Source organism: Methylibium sp. Root1272, from assembly GCF_001425905.1.
Lineage (GTDB): Bacteria > Pseudomonadota > Gammaproteobacteria > Burkholderiales > Burkholderiaceae_C > Methylibium.
Window position 1 is genome coordinate 1 of sequence record NZ_LMDY01000017.1, and the last position, 14911, is coordinate 14911.

The following is a 14911-nucleotide window of genomic DNA, read 5'->3' on the forward strand; positions in this document are numbered from 1 at the left end:
CAACGCCGTGGTGCTCAGCCGCGACGGCGGGGCCTCCTGGAGCCCGCTGAACTCCAAGCTCGTGCGCAACGCCTGGTACCAGGCCCTGGCGGCCAGCGAGGGCGCTGGCGGCAAGCGGCGCGTGGTGGCGGTGGGAGCGGGTGGAACGATCCTGGAACTTGATCTTTGACCTACAACGAGGAGACAACAGCGTGAAGAAGATTCGTACAGAAATCTCTCAGCGGCACGCCATNAACTTGATCTTTGACCTACAACGAGGAGACAACAGCGTGAAGAAGATTCGTACAGAAATCTCTCAGCGGCACGCCATCGCAGCAGCTGCGTTGGTCGCGCTGTGTGGGTCGGCCCAGGCGGCCGAATGGGCGGTGTCGGGCTTCATCCGACAGGAGTTGGCGGTGAAGACCACCGACGACCAGAACATCACGACCCAGAACGGCAACTCCACCAACGGCGTGACCTTCGCCAACAACGGCCTGGGCGCAGGGATCGTTCCCACGCTCACCCGCCCGGCGGAGTACAAGAAAGACGCCGACATCAACTGGTTCGCCACCCGAGTCGACCTCAACTTCGACGGCAAGCTCACCGAATCGCTGAAGGCCACCATCAAGGTGCGCGGCATCCTCGACGAGACCCGCGTCGTCGAGAACGCCTACGGCACGCGCACCGTCAACGGTGCCAGCACCGGCGTGGGCGACATCAACTCCGGCAGCAGCTTCCGCCAGGCCTTCGGCGGCACCGCCGGCGGCCCGCTGGCCTACGCCAACGACCGCGCGCTGATCGACCTGCCGGCCTTCTACATCGACTACAACAACGGCCCGCTGTGGCTGCGTGCGGGCAACCAGCAGATCGCCTGGGGCGAGGCGCTGTTCTTCCGCGTGGCCGACCAGCCCAACGGCCTGGACCTGCGCGGCCACCTGTTCGGCATCGCCGCCGAGGAGTACTCNGCCAGCACCGGCGTGGGCGACATCAACTCCGGCAGCAGCTTCCGCCAGGCCTTCGGCGGCACCGCCGGCGGCCCGCTGGCCTACGCCAACGACCGCGCGCTGATCGACCTGCCCGCCTTCTACATCGACTACAACAACGGCCCGCTGTGGCTGCGCGCGGGCAACCAGCAGATCGCCTGGGGCGAGGCGCTGTTCTTCCGCGTGGCCGACCAGCCCAACGGCCTGGACCTGCGCGGCCACCTGTTCGGCGTCGCCGCCGAGGAGTACTCCGACACCCGTCGCTCCGCGCTCGGCCTGCGGGCCAACTACCGCGTCAACGAGAAGATGGACGTCGACGGCTTCGTGCAGCGCTTCGCGCCCACGCTGCTGCCCAACGGCGAGACCGGCTACAACCTCATCCAGGACCAGTTCACCGTCGAGAAGATGGACGTCGACGGCTTCGTGCAGCGCTTCGCGCCCACGCTGCTGCCCAACGGCGAGACCGGCTACAACCTCATCCAGGACCAGTTCACCGTCAACCAGCGGCCCGGCTACGAGGACGTCAAGAACAAGTGGAACGTCGGCTTCCGCTTGAAGGGCGAGGCCGGCGGCTTCGGCTACCAGGCCTTCGCGATCAACCGCACCAACCCCGACGGCGTCTACAAGTGGATGGCCGCCGGTGGCGCCGGTGCGCTGCCCGGCACCGCCTTCGCCATGCAGCCGACCGGCGTCTGGAGCGCCGAGGAGTGGTTCCGCGGTGCCGCCAACTCGCGCCTGAACGGCATCGAGGGCGTGGCCACCTCGATGAACTTCATCGGCACCAACGGCGACCCCTACGGGCTGGTCGGACTGGCCACGGCCTGCGGCGCCTCGCGCCCCGAGCTCGGCAACTTCCAGATCGGCAGCAAGGCGGCGGCCCAGTGCATCCTGGACTCCTTCTTCTCGCCGGGTGCGGCGGGTGGCGTCGGACCGCTGCGGGGCTGGCTGAGCCGCGAGTACAAGCGCGAGTCGGTGTTCGGTGGCGGCATCAACCGCGTGTTCGAGGGCGAGCCCGACTCGCTGCTCGACCAGCTGATCGGGCGCTTCGAGTTCTCGTACACGCCCAACAAGCACTTCACCAACCCGACGCTGGGTGACTACATCAAGAAGGACGAGTACCAGTTCGCGCTCATCCTCGAGAAGTACCACAAGTTCACCAGCGCCTTCCCGGCGACCTACTTCGTGGCGCAGTGGCTGCACAAGTCCAGGAGCGACCTGTTCGGGCGCTACCTGGGTGGCGTGGGCAACACCCCGGGCGAGGCCCCGAACGGGCAGTCGGGCGGCTTCAACGCGCTGGCGCTGGCGCTGCAGCAGCCGTCTCCGACGCTGGAGTACCGCTTCGACTTCGCGATCCTGACCGACACCAAGGGCGGCTGGTACATGCAGCCGGGCGTGAAGTGGAAGCCCACCAAGTCGATCCAGGCGGACCTCTACCTCAACGCCGTGTACTCCCAGAACAAGGGCGAGTACCGCGACTTCGTCGACGGCCTGCAGCACAACAACGAAATCTTCGCTCGCGTGGCCATGGTGTATCGAACCTGATCCTGTCGCGCACGCGGCAGGGCTCGATACCCATTTGCACCGGCTGCCTGTCCGGCAGCCGGTGTCTTTTTGCATTCCGCGGAGCGTTCGTTGTCCGACCGATGCCTGCACCCTTGTGGGACGGCCTCAGGCCCGATGCCGTGCATGCGCGGGCGAACCTGGCGCAGGCGCTCCCCAGCTTGGACGCCGCGTTTCACGGCAGGCCCCCGCCGTCCCCCCTCCGGCGGGGTGGATGGGGCCGGGTGACGGGACTACGCTCGTTCGCATGAGCTACGCCGCCTTCCTGTCGTTCAACAACCGCGCCGCGCTGGCGCGCTCCGTCAGCGCCGGTTGCTACACCTGCCTGGGCAGCTTCACGCCCGCCGACGTTCGCCACTGGATCCACGACGACACCACGGCGCTGTGCCCGATCTGCGGTGCCGACACGGTGCTGCCCGGCGTGAGCGATGGGGCCACCCTGCAGTCTGCACGGGCCTCCCAGTTCGAGGAGGCCGAGACGGTCCCTGCCGCCCTGTCGATCACGCCCGAGTGGCTCTAGGCGCCGACCTTCGGCATGCGGCGCATGCCGCGGACACCGCGGATCGACGGCCCCGGGACTTCTGAAGAAATCACCATACATGCAACGCCCCTGCGCTGCACAGATCGTCTGCGAGGTCCATGCCGACAGCACCTCCCGGCTGAACGCGAGCGGCAGCAGCTGCGATGAAAAATACAAGAGCACCCAGCAGAAGCTCTACGCCAAGACCCGATGGAAGCTCGAGGGCGACAAGTTCACCACCTCGGCCACCAACTTTGCCGTCGGGCAGAGCTACACGGTCAGCGTGTCCTGCAACCGCATGACGTGGGTCGGCACCGAAGGGCAGGGAACGCTGATACTCCAGAAGCAGTCGCCATAACGAGCGGGAGCCGTCCTCATGGTCAGCATCGAGTTCCTCGTCACCTCGCTCGTCGTGGTGCTCATCCCCGGCCCCGGGGTTCTCTACACGGTGTCGACCGGGCTCACGCAGGGCCGCGGCGCCAGCGTCTACGCGGCGCTGGGCTGCACGGCCGGCATCGTGCCGCACCTGCTGGCCACCGTGCTGGGCCTGGCCGCGGTGATGCACACCAGCGCGCTGGCCTTCCAGGTGCTCAAGTTCGCCGGCGTGGCCTACCTGTTCTACGTGGCCTACGCCACCTGGCGCGACACCTCGGCCTTCGCGGTGGACGGCAACGCCGCTGCGTCGCGCACCCCGGCGTCGAGCCTGGTGGCGAAGGCTTTCCTGCTGAACATCCTCAACCCCAAGCTCACCATCTTCTTCCTCGCCTTCCTGCCGCAGTTCATGGAGCCGGGTACCGGCCCCTGGTCGCCGCTGCTGCAGTTGCTGCTGCTGAGCGCGGTGTTCATGGCGATGACTTTCGTCGTCTTCGTGGTTTATGGCCTGGTGGCTCATGCCTTCCGCCAGCGCGTCATCGACTCGGCGCGCGTGCAGCGCTGGCTGAGGTACGGCTTCGCGGCGGCATTTGCGGGCCTGGGTGCCCGGCTGGCGCTCAGCGAGAAGTAGCGCCGGCCCGGTGTGGCGCCTTCGGGGGGCGCTGGCATTCCGGCGCGGCCGTGCGCGAATCTCCCACAATCGAGTTTCCCCATTCTTCGCAGAGGCCTCCGCCATGCAGCTGATCGGCATGCTCGACTCGCCCTATGTCCGCCGCGTCGCGGTGTCGCTGCAGCTGCTCGGGCTGCCGTTCGAGCACCGCTCGATCTCGGTGTTCCGGGGCTTCGACACGTTCCGCCGGATCAGCCCGGTGGTCAAGGCGCCGTCGCTGGTGTGCGACGACGGCAGTGTGCTGCTCGACTCGACGCTGATCCTCGAACACGCCGAGGCGCTGGCCGCGACCCTGCCGCCGCCGCGCCGCAGCCTGATGCCGGCCGACTCGGCCGAGCGCCTGCGCACGCTGAGCCTGCTGGGCCTGGCGCTTGCCGCCTGCGAGAAGAGCGTGCAGATCGTCTACGAGAACCTGCGTCCGGCCGACAAGCGGCATGCACCCTGGTTCGACCGCGTCAGCGGCCAGTTGCGAGTGGCCTACGGTGAGTTGGAGGCCGCGCTGGCGCGCCGGCCGCTGGCGGTGTCGACCGACAGCATCGACCAGGCCGGCGTCAGCATCGCCGTGGCCTGGTGGTTCACGCAGGCGCTGATGCCCGACGTGGTCGACGCGGCGGCATATCCGCGGCTCGCCGCGCTCTCGGCGCAGGCCGAGGCGCTGCCGGCCTTTCGCGCCGCGCCCCACGGCGAAGATGCGTACCCGGTCACGGCCACGTAGCGCCGGCCGGCGCATCTTCATCTCATCTCTCGTGCGACGGCGGCTCTCCAGGTGCCTGGGCCGCGCGCATCAGCGACGCCCAGCGCTGCGTACAGCGCCTGCATGTGAAACCCGAGGCACGGGTCGCAACTCGCGGTAGGGGGCAGTAGGGCGGCTGTCGATGCGGTCGGCCAGGGCGTTGCGCGCCCGTCGCTCACTTGTCGCTGCGCGTGGAGCAGGTGTTCAGCCCGAGCGGCAAATAGGCGGGGCAGAAGCGGAACAGCCCGGTGGCGATCGGCACCACGCCCAGCCAGCCCCAGGGGCCGATGGCGCCCGCCACGGTGGCGGCGATCAACGCGACACCGACGACGATGCGCGCGCCGCGGTCGAGGGTTCCCACATTGGCATTCATGGCGTTTCTCCTGGAGTGAAGCCGGCTTCATCATCTCGCCGCGCGGTGAGTGCGGTGCTGACGTGGATCAAGGCCGCGGTTCGTGGCAGGAGAAGGGATTGACTTTGTTCGATCGGCGCCGCTAGCGTGCCGACGTCGATTTCGAGCGACGCCTCCGGGATGCACGCATGACGATGACGATCGCACCGCCCTCTCTCGACGCCCTGGCCCGGCAGATCCAGGCCGCACAGGACGCGACCCGGCAGATCGAGCCCTTCACGTCGCAACTCGACGGCTTCGACGTGCCGGCCGCCTACGCGGTGGCGCAGCTCGTGCACGAGGCGCGGCTGCGCGAAGGCGCGCACGCGGTCGGTCGCAAGATCGGCTTCACCAACCCGGACATGTGGTCGCTGTACGGCGTGCGCGATCCGGTGTGGGCCCACGTCTACGACCGCACCGTGGTGCACGTGGCGGGCGGGCGGCACGTGTGCCGGCTGGCGCCGTTCGCCGAGCCGAAGATCGAGCCCGAGATCGTGCTGCACTTCCATCGCGCGCCGCCGGTGGGCGCCGACCCGGCGGTACTGCTGGACTGCATCGACTGGGTGGCGCACGCGTTTGAGATCGTGCAGTCGCATTTCCCCGGCTGGAAGTTCCGCGCTGCCGACACCGTGGCCGACGCCGCACTGCACGGCGCGCTGCTGATCGGCGAGCCGCAGGCGGTGGCGCGCTTGCAGCCCAGCCTGCGCTCGGCGCTGGCGGCCTTCTCGGTGGAGCTGGTGTGCGACGGCAGCGTGCGCGAGGTGGGCGTGGGCGCCAACGTGCTGGGCAGCCCACTGGCCGCGCTGGCCCATCTGGTCGGCGTGCTGGCGCGTCAGACGCAGGCGCCGCCGCTGCAGGCCGGCGAGCTGGTGACCACCGGCACGCTCACCACCGCGCAGCCGGTGCGTGCGGGCCAGGCCTGGCACACGGTGCTGCGCGGCATCGATCTGCCGGGACTGGCGGTCGAGTTCGTCGACTGATGGGCGTGCGGCGCCGGCCGCGCCGCGGCGTTCTCGGCTTGTCAGCCCAGCGGCGGATTGGCCGGCATGCGGGCGCGGCCCGGGTCCTGCGCCACCCAGGGTTGGGCGTGGTCGCACCAGATTTCCATCTGCGGCTGCAGGCCCGAGGTGTCGTCCAGCGTGCCGGCCTTCAGGAAGGTGAGGGCGGGGGCGGCCGCCACCTCGGAGACGATCGCCGAGCCGCAGTTGGGGCAGAACTTGCGATCCACCGGCAGGCCGCTCTCGCCGGTGTCGCGGTAGGTGGACACCGGGCCGCCTTCGATCACCAGGCTCTCTCGCGGCAGGCCGAGCACGATGGAGAACGAGGTGCCCGACTGCTTCTGGCAGTGCTTGCAGTGGCACACGGCAGTGAACACCGGTTGCGCAGAGCCGTGATAGCGAACCTTGCCGCACAGGCAGCCGCCGACGATTTCCATGGGGAGTCTCCTTCAGGCCCGGGCGTCGAAGGCGCCCGCTGGGGTGACGCTAGCACCGCAGGTGCCGGTGCGCCAGCGGGCGGTTGCGGGTGTTCCGGCGCATGACAGTCGGATCGAGGCGAAATGCGGGTGCCGTCGTGCGGAACAAGCCTGGAAATCGGCTACAAAGCGGTGGGATCCGGCAGGGACTGGAGCGAGGGCGGCCCATGACTCGAAGAACGTTCGGCGGCGCAGCGGCGGTGGCGTCGGCCGCGCCATGTCGGCGGCGGCGCTTGCTCGCGCCGTGCATGGCGTTGGCCCTCGCGGCCGGCGTCGCGACCGGGCTGCGGGCGCAGCAGCCGGCCATGCCCGTACCCGCCACCTTCGCCGGCGTGATGCCCTGTGCCGACTGCCCCGGCGTGGCGCAGACACTCACGCTGCGCGCGGACGGGCTGTACCGCCTGCGCCGCACCTACCTCGGCAAGCCCGACGGGCCGTACTCGGAGCTCGGCCGCTGGAAGCTGAATGCTGCCGGCACGCTGCTGATGCTGCGCGGCGAGACGGACACGCTGCTGTTCGCGGTGGCGCCATCCGGCGGCGAGGGCGAGGACATGCTGCGCCTGCTCGACCGTCGGGGTCAGCCCATCGAGTCGGATGCGAACCTGGCCTTGCGCCGCACGGCGGAGCTCGACCCGGTCGCGTTCACCGACTGCGACGGCGGAGTGCGTGAGCGCACCGCCGTCGAGCTTGCCGCCGGCGGCAGCAACAGCGATCCACCCGGCGTGGCCTGCGGGCCGCGGCCGACCGACCCGCATTGACCGATCAATCGAACGACAACACGAATTTCATCAAAGGGAGGATTCCATGGACACCGAAGCGATACAGACTTTCCTCGGCACCACCGTCACCGCGGTGGGCCTCAAGATCCTGGCCGCGCTCGCGTTCTGGATCATCGGCCGCTGGATGATCAGCCGGGTGATCGCGCTGGTGCAGGCCGGCATGAACCGCAACCACGTCGACCCGACGCTGACCAAGTACCTGGGATCGATCATCGCCATCGCGCTGAACATCGCGCTGGTGCTCGGCATCCTGGGCTACTTCGGGATCGAGACCACCTCGTTCGCGGCGATGCTGGCCGGTGCCGGCGTGGCGATCGGCGCGGCATGGAGCGGGCTGCTCGGCAACTTCGCGGCCGGCGCCTTCATGCTGATCCTGCGGCCCTTCAAGGTGGGTGATTTCGTCAGCATCGGCGGCGTGGTGGGCACGGTGCGCGAGCTCGGGCTGTTCGGGACCACGATCGTGACGCCCGACAACGTGATGACGATCCTGGGCAACGGCAAGATCTTCGGCGACACGATCCAGAACTTCTCGGTGCTGCCGGTGCGGCGGGTCGAGCGGGTGGCGCAGCTGGCCAACGGTGTCGATCCGCTCGATGCGATCGCGCGCCTGAAGGCCGCGGTGGCGCAGATCCCGAATATCTCCAAGGACATGCCGCCCGAGGTGAACCTGCTCGACTTCAGGCTCGAGGGCCCGCAGATCGCGGTGCGCCCCTACACCCACACCGACCACTACTGGCAGGTGTACTTCGACACCAACGAGGCCATCGTGCGGGTGTGCCAGGAGGCCGGCTGGCCGGTGCCGTCGGCGCTGCACGACATCAGGAAGCTGTGATGAAGGGGGGTGGTGCTGACGGCGCCGGCCTCGGCGCCGTCGCGCAGCGGCATGGACCGGCCGGGCCGGCGAGAGACCAGTCGATCAATCGACGAAGAAGTCCAGCACGAAATCCTTCGTGCCGGGCGTGACGCTGTACTGCTCGAGGTCGGTGATGCCGTGCTGCGCGAGCAGCGTGTCGTCGATGAAGAAGTTGCCGGTCACGGCCTTCGCGTCGCTGGTCAGCACCAGCCAGGCGGCGTCGGCCAGGATCTCCGGCGTGCGGCAGCGGGCGATGTCGATGCCCGGGATCATCTGCAGCGCCGCGGTGGCGATGGCGGTGCGCGGCCACAGGCTGTTGACGGCGATGCCCTGGCTCCTGAACTCGGCCGCGTGACCCAGCGTGCATTCGCTCATGCCGTACTTCGCCATCGTGTAGGCCACGTGGTTCTTGAACCAGTGCGGCTTCATCGACAGCGGCGGGCTCATGTTCAGCACGTGCGGGTTGCGGCCGGCCGCGGCGCTCTTCAGCAGTTGCGGCAGGCAGGCCTGGGTGCACAGGTAGGTGCCGCGCACGTTGACGCCGAACATCAGGTCGAAGCGTTTCATCGGCGTCATCGGCGTCGGCGTGAGGCTGATCGCGCTGGCGTTGTTGACCAGGATGTCGATGCCGCCGAAGCGCTCGACCGTCTGCGCCACCGCGGCCAGCACGCTGGCCTCGTCGCGGATGTCGCCGGCGATCGCCAGCGCCTGGCCGCCCGCGGCCTCGATCTCGGCCGCCGCGCTGTAGATGGTGCCGGGCAGCTTGGGGTTGGCCTCGGTGGTCTTCGCGACGATCGCGATGCGCGCGCCGTCGGCCGCGGCGCGCTTGGCGATCGCCAAGCCGATGCCGCGGCTGGCGCCGGTGATGAAGAGGGTCTTGTCGCGCAGGGTCGGTGACGTCGTCATGGCAGCTTCCTCGGTGACGGAAAGGATGAGGTGGCAGAGGCGCGCAGCCTCAGACCTTGCTGAAGTCCGGCTTGCGCTTGTCCATGAAGGCCGAGAAGGCCTCGCGCGCCGCGGGCCCGCGCAACAGCGGGCCGAACACCTCGCCCTCGGCGGCCATCGCCGTGGCCACCGCATCGGCCGATGCGGCCTTCATCAGGCGCTTGGTGGCGACCAGCGCGCTCTGCGGCTTGTCGGCCAGCTTGCGCGCCTGCGCCTGCGCGAAGTTGTTCACCTCGCCGGGCGGCAGGATGCGGTTCACCAGGCCCCACTCCGCCGCCTGCTCGGCGCCGAAGGGCTCGCCGAGCAGCAGCGCCTCGGCGGCGCGCGCGTGGCCGAGGCGTCGCGGCAGCAGCAGGCTCGACGCCGCCTCGGGGCACAGGCCCAGGTTCACGAAGGGCAGGCTGAACTTCGCGTTGTCTCCGGCGTAGACCAGGTCGCAATGCAGCAGCAGCGTGGTGCCGATGCCGACCGCCGCGCCGCAGACGCCGGCCACCAGCGGCTTGGGGAAGCTGCGCAGGCCGTGCAGGAAGCGCCACACCGGCGCGTCGGGGCTGGCCGGCGGGTCGTTCAGGAAATCGGCGAGGTCGTTGCCGGCGCTGAAGATCAGCTCGTGGCCCTGGATCACCACAGTGCGCACCGCGGCGTCGTCGCGGGCCGCGGCCAGCGCGTCGGCCAGCGCCGCGTACATCGCCGCGGTGATGGAGTTCTTCTTGTCGAGGCGGTTGAAGGTCAGCGTCAGCACGCCGGCTTCGGTGTGGCTCAGGATGTCGTCGTTGCTCATGTCGGGTCTCCGGTGGGTCGTACGGGGGCGAGGTCGATCCGGCGAGGCGCTTCAGGCGAGCCGGGTCTCCTCGAATTGCTGCCAGTGGGCGGCCAGGTGCATCTGGTGGGCGCGGGCGTAAGCCGGCTTGTCGAGTGCGCCGTAGGCGAAGTGCGGCGCCAGCGCGCCGTCGTGCGACTCGAACGCGTCCATCGCGCGCAGCAGGCGCAGTGCCGCCGCATCGGCCGGCACCTCGGGTGCCAGCACAGGTGCGCCGGGAATCGGCTCGTCCAGGGGGTGCGTCATGCGGCCGCGCGCGTCGAACAGCGCATGGGCCGCCGCGCCCAGCGTGTGGGTGAACCAGGCCGGCTTCGACTGGGGATAGCCAGCCAGCGAGCCCTCGATGCTCTGCGCCAGATGCTGCAGCGTCTGGCTCAGCGACCAGGCGCCGCCGCTGCGCCAGCGCGAGCCCGGCTGTGCCAGCGCGAACACCGCATTGCGCGCCTCGGCCCAGGTCGCGAAACGCTCGACGCGGCCCGGCGCGCAGCCGGCCAGTCCGCCGGCCGCGACGGCGGCCATGCCGGCCAGCAGGATGTGCCGCCTCGGCCAGCTGAGTGGCCGCCGCGGATCCGGCTCCGCCGGTCCGCCAGCGGCGCCCCCTGGGGGGAGCGGCGCAGCCGCAACGGGGGGATTCACACCCGCTCGAAGATGCCCGCCGCCCCCTGCCCCATGCCCACGCACATCGTCACCATGCCGTACTTCAGCTGGTGGCGTTGCAGCGCGTGCACGACGGTGGCCGAGCGGATGGCGCCGGTGGCGCCCAGCGGGTGGCCGAGCGCGATGGCGCCGCCCATCGGGTTGACCTTGGCCGGGTCGAGCCCGACGCTGCCGATCACCGCCAGCGCCTGGGCCGCGAAGGCCTCGTTCAGCTCGATCCAGCCCAGGTCGTCGAGCTTCAGCCCGGCGTGCTTCAGCGCCAGCGGGATCGCCTCGATCGGGCCGATGCCCATGATTTCGGGCGGCACGCCGCGGATCGCGTAGCTGACGAAGCGCGCCAGCGGCTTCAGGTCGAACTGCCGCACCGCCTTCTCGCTGGCGAGGATCAGCGCGCCGGCGCCGTCGCTGGTCTGCGAGCTGTTGCCCGCGGTGACCGAGCCCTTGGCGGCGAACACCGGGCGCAGTCGGGCCAGGCCTTCGAGCGAGGTGTCGGGGCGCGGGCCTTCGTCGAGGGTGACCGTGCGGGTCTTGCTGCCGACCTCGCCGGTGGCCAGGTTCGGGAAGCGGTCGATCACGTCGATCGGCGTCATCTCGTTCGTGAACTCGCCGGCCGCCTGGGCCGCGAGCGCGCGCAGGTGCGACTGCAGCGCGAAGGCGTCCTGCGCCTCACGGCTCACCTTCCACTGCGCCGCCACCTTCTCGGCCGTGAGGCCCATGCCGTAGGCGATGCCGACGTTCTCGTCCTTCTCGAACACGGCCGGGTTGAACGAGGGCTTGTTGCCGCCCATCGGCACCATGCTCATCGACTCGGCGCCGGCGGCGATCATCACGTCGGCCTCGCCGACGCGGATGCGGTCGGCGGCCATCTGCACCGCGGTCAGGCCCGAGGCGCAGAAGCGGTTGACCGTCACGCCGCCCACCGAGTGCGGCAGACCGGCCAGCACCATCGCGGCGCGCGCCATGTTCATGCCCTGCTCGCCCTCGGGGAAGGAACAGCCGACGATGGCGTCCTCGATCGCCTTCGGGTCGAGCGAGGGCACCTGGCGCAATGCACTCAGCACTGCGGCGACCAGCAGGTCATCGGGCCGCGTGTTGCGGAAGTAGCCGCGACCGGACTTGCCGATCGGGGTGCGGGTGGCGGCGACGATGTAGGCGTCCTGAACTTGTCTATTGCTCATCTCTGTGCTCCATCTGGCCTATCGAGTGGCCGCCGCGGATCCGGCTCGGCCGGTCCGCCAGCGGCGCCCCCTGGAGGGGGAGCGGCGAAGCCGCAACGGGGGTGGTCAATTGCGAACGGGCTTGCCGGTCTGCAGCATGCCCATGATCCGCTCCTGGGTCTTGGGGTGTTCCAGCAGACCGCAGAAGTGCCTGCGCTCCAGCGCCATCAGGTACTCCTCGCTGACCAGCGAGCCGGCGTCGACCTCGCCGCCGCACACCACGTCGGCGATCAGCGCGCTGATGTGGAAGTCGTGGGCGCTGATGAAGCCGCCGTCGCGCATGTTGGCGAGCTGGCCCTTGATGGTGGCGATGCCGCTGCGGCCGGCCACCGGGAACAGCCGCTTCACCGGCGCGCGGTAGCCCGACGCGAACAGTGCCTTGGCCTGCTGGGTCGCCACGTAGAGCAACTCGTCCTTGTGCGGCACGATCACGTCGCCGTCGATCAGGTAGCCGAGCTTGCGGCTCTCGAGTGCGCTCGTGCCCACCTTGGCCATCGCGGCGCTGGTGAAGCCGTCGGTCGCGAACTTCAGGAGGTCGGCGTTCGCGTTGCCGGCGTTCGCCATCTCGGCCGCGCGCCGCGCGATGTAGGTCAGCCCGCCGGCACCTGGGATCAGGCCGACGCCCACTTCCACCAGGCCGATGTAGCTCTCCATCGCCGCCACGCGCCGCGCGCTGTGGATGGCCAGCTCGCAGCCGCCACCCAGCGCCAGCCCGCGCACCGCGGCGACCACCGGCACGCCGGCATAGCGGATGCGCAGCATCGCGTCCTGCAACTTCTTCTCTTCGGGCGCGATGCCCTTGGCGCCGCTTTTCATGAACACCGGCATCAGCGCCTCGAGGTTGGCGCCGGCCGAGAACACGTCGTCGGGCGACCAGATCACCAGACCCTGGAACTTCTCTTCGGCGATCTCGACCGCCTTCAGCAGCCCTTCGGTCACCGTCGGGCTGATCAGGTGCAGCTTGGCGGTGATCGACGCGATGAGCACCTCGCCGTCGAGCGTCCAGACGCGGATTTCGTCGTTGCGGTACAGCTCGGTGCCGCTCTTCAGCGCATCGATCGCACCGCTGCCCAGCACGCTCTCGGGGAAGGGCTGGCGCTGGTAGACCGGCAGCACGCTGCGCGGCACGAAGGCCTGGCGCGATGGCGACCACGAACCCTCTGGCGTGTGCACGCCGCTGCGCTCGGCCACCGGGCCGTCGAACACCCAGGTCGGCAGCGGCGCCTTCGACAGCGCCTTGCCGGCGGCGATGTCGTCCTGCACCCAGCCCGCCACCTGCTGCCAGCCGGCGGCCTGCCACAGCTCGAACGGACCCTGCTGCATGCCGAAGCCCCAGCGCATCGCGAAGTCGACGTCGCGCGCGTTGTCGGCGATGTCCTCCAGATGCACTGCCGCGTAGTGGAAGGCGTCGCGCAGGATCGCCCACAGAAACTGCGCCTGCGGGTTGCTGCTTTCGCGCAGCAGCTTCAGGCGCTCGGCCGGCGGCTTCTTCAGCATGCGCGCGACGATCTCGTCGGCCTTGCCTCCGCCGGGCACGTAATCCTGCTTCGCGGGATCGAGCCGCAGGATGTCCTTGCCGACTTTCTTGTAGAAGCCGGCGCCGACCTTCTGGCCGAGCGCGCCCTTGGCGATCAGCGCCGACAGCACCGGCGGCGTCGCGTAGCTCGGGTAGAAGGGGTCGTCGGCCAGGTTGTCCTGCAGCGTCTTGATGACGTGCGCCATCGTGTCCAGGCCCACCACGTCGGCGGTGCGGAAGGTGCCGCTGCTGGCGCGGCCGAGCTTCTTGCCGGTGAGGTCGTCCACCACGTCGACGCTGAGGCCGAAGGTCTCGGCCTCCTTGATCGTCGCCAGCATGCCGGCGATACCCACGCGGTTGGCGATGAAGTTCGGCGTGTCCTTGGCTCGCACCACGTTCTTGCCGAGGAAGGTGGTGACGAAGCTCTCCAGCTCGTCGAGCACGCGGTCGTCGGTGGTCGGCGTGTCGATCAGCTCCACCAGCGCCATGTAGCGCGGCGGGTTGAAGAAGTGGATGCCGCAGAAGCGCGGCTTGAGGCTCTCGGGCAGCGCCGCCGACAGCGTGGTGATCGACAGGCCCGAGGTGTTGGACGCCAGGATCGTGCGCGGCGCCACATGCGGCGCGATCTTGGTGTACAGGTCGAGCTTCCAGTCCATGCGCTCGGCGATCGCCTCGATCACCAGGTCGCATTCGCCGAGCAGCGCCAGGTGCTCCTCGTAGTTGGCCGGCTGGATCAGCGCCGCGTCTTCGGCCAGGCCCAGCGGCGACGGCTTGAGCTTCTTCAGGTTCTCGATCGCCTTCAGCGCGATGCCGGACTTCGGGCTGTCCTTGGCGGGCAGGTCGAACAGCACGACCGGCACCTTCACGTTGACGAGGTGGGCGGCGATCTGCGCGCCCATCACGCCGGCGCCGAGCACGGCGACCTTGCGGACTTGGAATCGACTCATTTCGGTGTTCTCCAGTGATTCATCGTTCGGGGCGTGGACGCCGCGGCTCACTCGACGCGCGTCCAGGTCTGCGTGCGGCCGAGCAGCGGCGCGCCGATGTAGCCGCGCACCTCGAGCTTCTGGCCGCCGTCGACCGGCTTCACGCGCAGCTTGTAGGTCTTGCCGTTGTTCGGGTCGAGGATCTCGCCGCCGTCCCACAGCGCCGCGTCGCCGGCGCTCTGCTTGATGTTGCGGATGATCGTCATGCCCAGTACCGGCTGGTCCTTGCGTTCGTCGCTGCACTTGTCGCACCTGGCGTCCTGGCGGGCCGGGTCGAGCAGCTTCTCGACCTTGCCGGTGTACACGCCGCCGGACTCGGCGATGCGCACCAGCGACTTCTCCTTGCCGGTGTCGTCGTCGACGGTCTTCCACAGGCCGGCCGGCGTGGCCTGGGCCTGGGCGGCGAGGGCGGCGAACGACAGCAGACAGGCGGTGATCACGTGTTTCATCATCGTC

General features: G+C 69.5%; 17 protein-coding genes. 9 read left to right on the forward strand and 8 right to left on the reverse strand.

Features of this window, described 5'->3' with window-relative positions; translation table 11 throughout:
* Window positions 1-269 precede the first annotated feature (269 nt).
* The 6 genes from ASC67_RS21310 to ASC67_RS16995 form a co-directional block, all read left to right on the forward strand.
* Window positions 270-943 (forward strand): DUF1302 family protein (locus ASC67_RS21310; RefSeq protein WP_404932890.1); only part of this gene is annotated, 674 nt, incomplete at its 3' end.
* A 13-nt stretch (window positions 944-956) separates the two neighbouring features.
* Window positions 957-2504, forward strand: a complete 1548-nt coding sequence (locus tag ASC67_RS21215) for a DUF1302 family protein (protein WP_310731991.1) — start codon at window positions 957-959, stop codon at window positions 2502-2504.
* Between the two features lie 265 nt (window positions 2505-2769).
* Window positions 2770-3042, forward strand: coding sequence for a hypothetical protein (locus ASC67_RS16980; protein ID WP_056324306.1), 273 nt, complete (start codon window positions 2770-2772; stop codon window positions 3040-3042).
* Between the two features lie 79 nt (window positions 3043-3121).
* On the forward strand, window positions 3122-3400 hold the full coding sequence (locus ASC67_RS16985) for a hypothetical protein (protein ID WP_056324309.1): 279 nt from the start codon (window positions 3122-3124) through the stop codon (window positions 3398-3400).
* Window positions 3401-3418: 18 nt separating this feature from the next.
* Window positions 3419-4045, forward strand: a complete 627-nt coding sequence (locus ASC67_RS16990; protein WP_056324312.1) for a LysE family translocator — start codon at window positions 3419-3421, stop codon at window positions 4043-4045.
* A 103-nt stretch (window positions 4046-4148) separates the two neighbouring features.
* Window positions 4149-4799, forward strand: a complete 651-nt coding sequence (locus tag ASC67_RS16995) for a glutathione S-transferase family protein (protein ID WP_056324316.1) — start codon at window positions 4149-4151, stop codon at window positions 4797-4799.
* Between the two features lie 193 nt (window positions 4800-4992).
* Here the strand turns inward: ASC67_RS16995 and ASC67_RS17000 are convergent, their stop codons facing one another.
* The gene (locus ASC67_RS17000; RefSeq protein WP_056324321.1) at window positions 4993-5190 is read right to left on the reverse strand and encodes a DUF2892 domain-containing protein; all 198 of its coding nucleotides are present in this window, start codon (window positions 5188-5190) and stop codon (window positions 4993-4995) included.
* A gap of 167 nt (window positions 5191-5357) precedes the next feature.
* Between ASC67_RS17000 and ASC67_RS17005 the strand changes: the two genes are divergently transcribed.
* Window positions 5358-6188, forward strand: coding sequence for a 2-keto-4-pentenoate hydratase (locus ASC67_RS17005; protein WP_056324324.1), 831 nt, complete (start codon window positions 5358-5360; stop codon window positions 6186-6188).
* Window positions 6189-6229: 41 nt separating this feature from the next.
* Here ASC67_RS17005 and ASC67_RS17010 read toward each other — a convergent pair whose 3' ends face one another.
* Window positions 6230-6643: a GFA family protein gene (locus ASC67_RS17010; protein WP_056324329.1), complete on the reverse strand. Its 414-nt coding sequence runs from the start codon at window positions 6641-6643 to the stop codon at window positions 6230-6232.
* A gap of 206 nt (window positions 6644-6849) precedes the next feature.
* Between ASC67_RS17010 and ASC67_RS17015 the strand changes: the two genes are divergently transcribed.
* Together ASC67_RS17015 and ASC67_RS17020 are read left to right on the forward strand one after the other, a co-directional pair.
* Entirely contained in the window at window positions 6850-7440 is a 591-nt protein-coding gene (locus ASC67_RS17015) for a copper resistance protein NlpE (protein WP_235566371.1), read from the forward strand.
* Window positions 7441-7486: 46 nt separating this feature from the next.
* Window positions 7487-8293, forward strand: coding sequence for a mechanosensitive ion channel family protein (locus ASC67_RS17020; protein ID WP_056324337.1), 807 nt, complete (start codon window positions 7487-7489; stop codon window positions 8291-8293).
* 84 nt (window positions 8294-8377) lie between these two features.
* Here ASC67_RS17020 and ASC67_RS17025 read toward each other — a convergent pair whose 3' ends face one another.
* The 6 genes from ASC67_RS17025 to ASC67_RS17050 all read right to left on the reverse strand — a co-directional run bounded on the left by ASC67_RS17025 (window position 8378) and on the right by ASC67_RS17050 (window position 14907).
* Window positions 8378-9220 carry an NAD(P)-dependent oxidoreductase gene (locus ASC67_RS17025; protein WP_056324342.1) on the reverse strand — a complete coding sequence of 281 codons (843 nt, stop codon included), beginning with the start codon at window positions 9218-9220 and terminating at the stop codon, window positions 8378-8380.
* Window positions 9221-9269: 49 nt separating this feature from the next.
* Complete coding sequence (locus ASC67_RS17030; RefSeq protein ID WP_056324346.1) at window positions 9270-10040, reverse strand: enoyl-CoA hydratase; 771 nt, start codon at window positions 10038-10040, stop codon at window positions 9270-9272.
* A 51-nt stretch (window positions 10041-10091) separates the two neighbouring features.
* Complete coding sequence (locus ASC67_RS17035; protein ID WP_056324348.1) at window positions 10092-10598, reverse strand: DUF1569 domain-containing protein; 507 nt, start codon at window positions 10596-10598, stop codon at window positions 10092-10094.
* 113 nt (window positions 10599-10711) lie between these two features.
* Complete coding sequence (locus ASC67_RS17040) at window positions 10712-11914, reverse strand: acetyl-CoA C-acyltransferase (protein WP_056324351.1); 1203 nt, start codon at window positions 11912-11914, stop codon at window positions 10712-10714.
* Between the two features lie 105 nt (window positions 11915-12019).
* Window positions 12020-14416, reverse strand: a complete 2397-nt coding sequence (locus ASC67_RS17045) for a 3-hydroxyacyl-CoA dehydrogenase/enoyl-CoA hydratase family protein (RefSeq protein ID WP_056324354.1) — start codon at window positions 14414-14416, stop codon at window positions 12020-12022.
* A gap of 47 nt (window positions 14417-14463) precedes the next feature.
* A complete protein-coding gene (locus tag ASC67_RS17050) occupies window positions 14464-14907 on the reverse strand; it encodes a DUF2147 domain-containing protein (protein ID WP_056324357.1) in 444 nt (147 codons plus the stop codon).
* Between the last annotated feature and the right edge of the window lie 4 nt (window positions 14908-14911).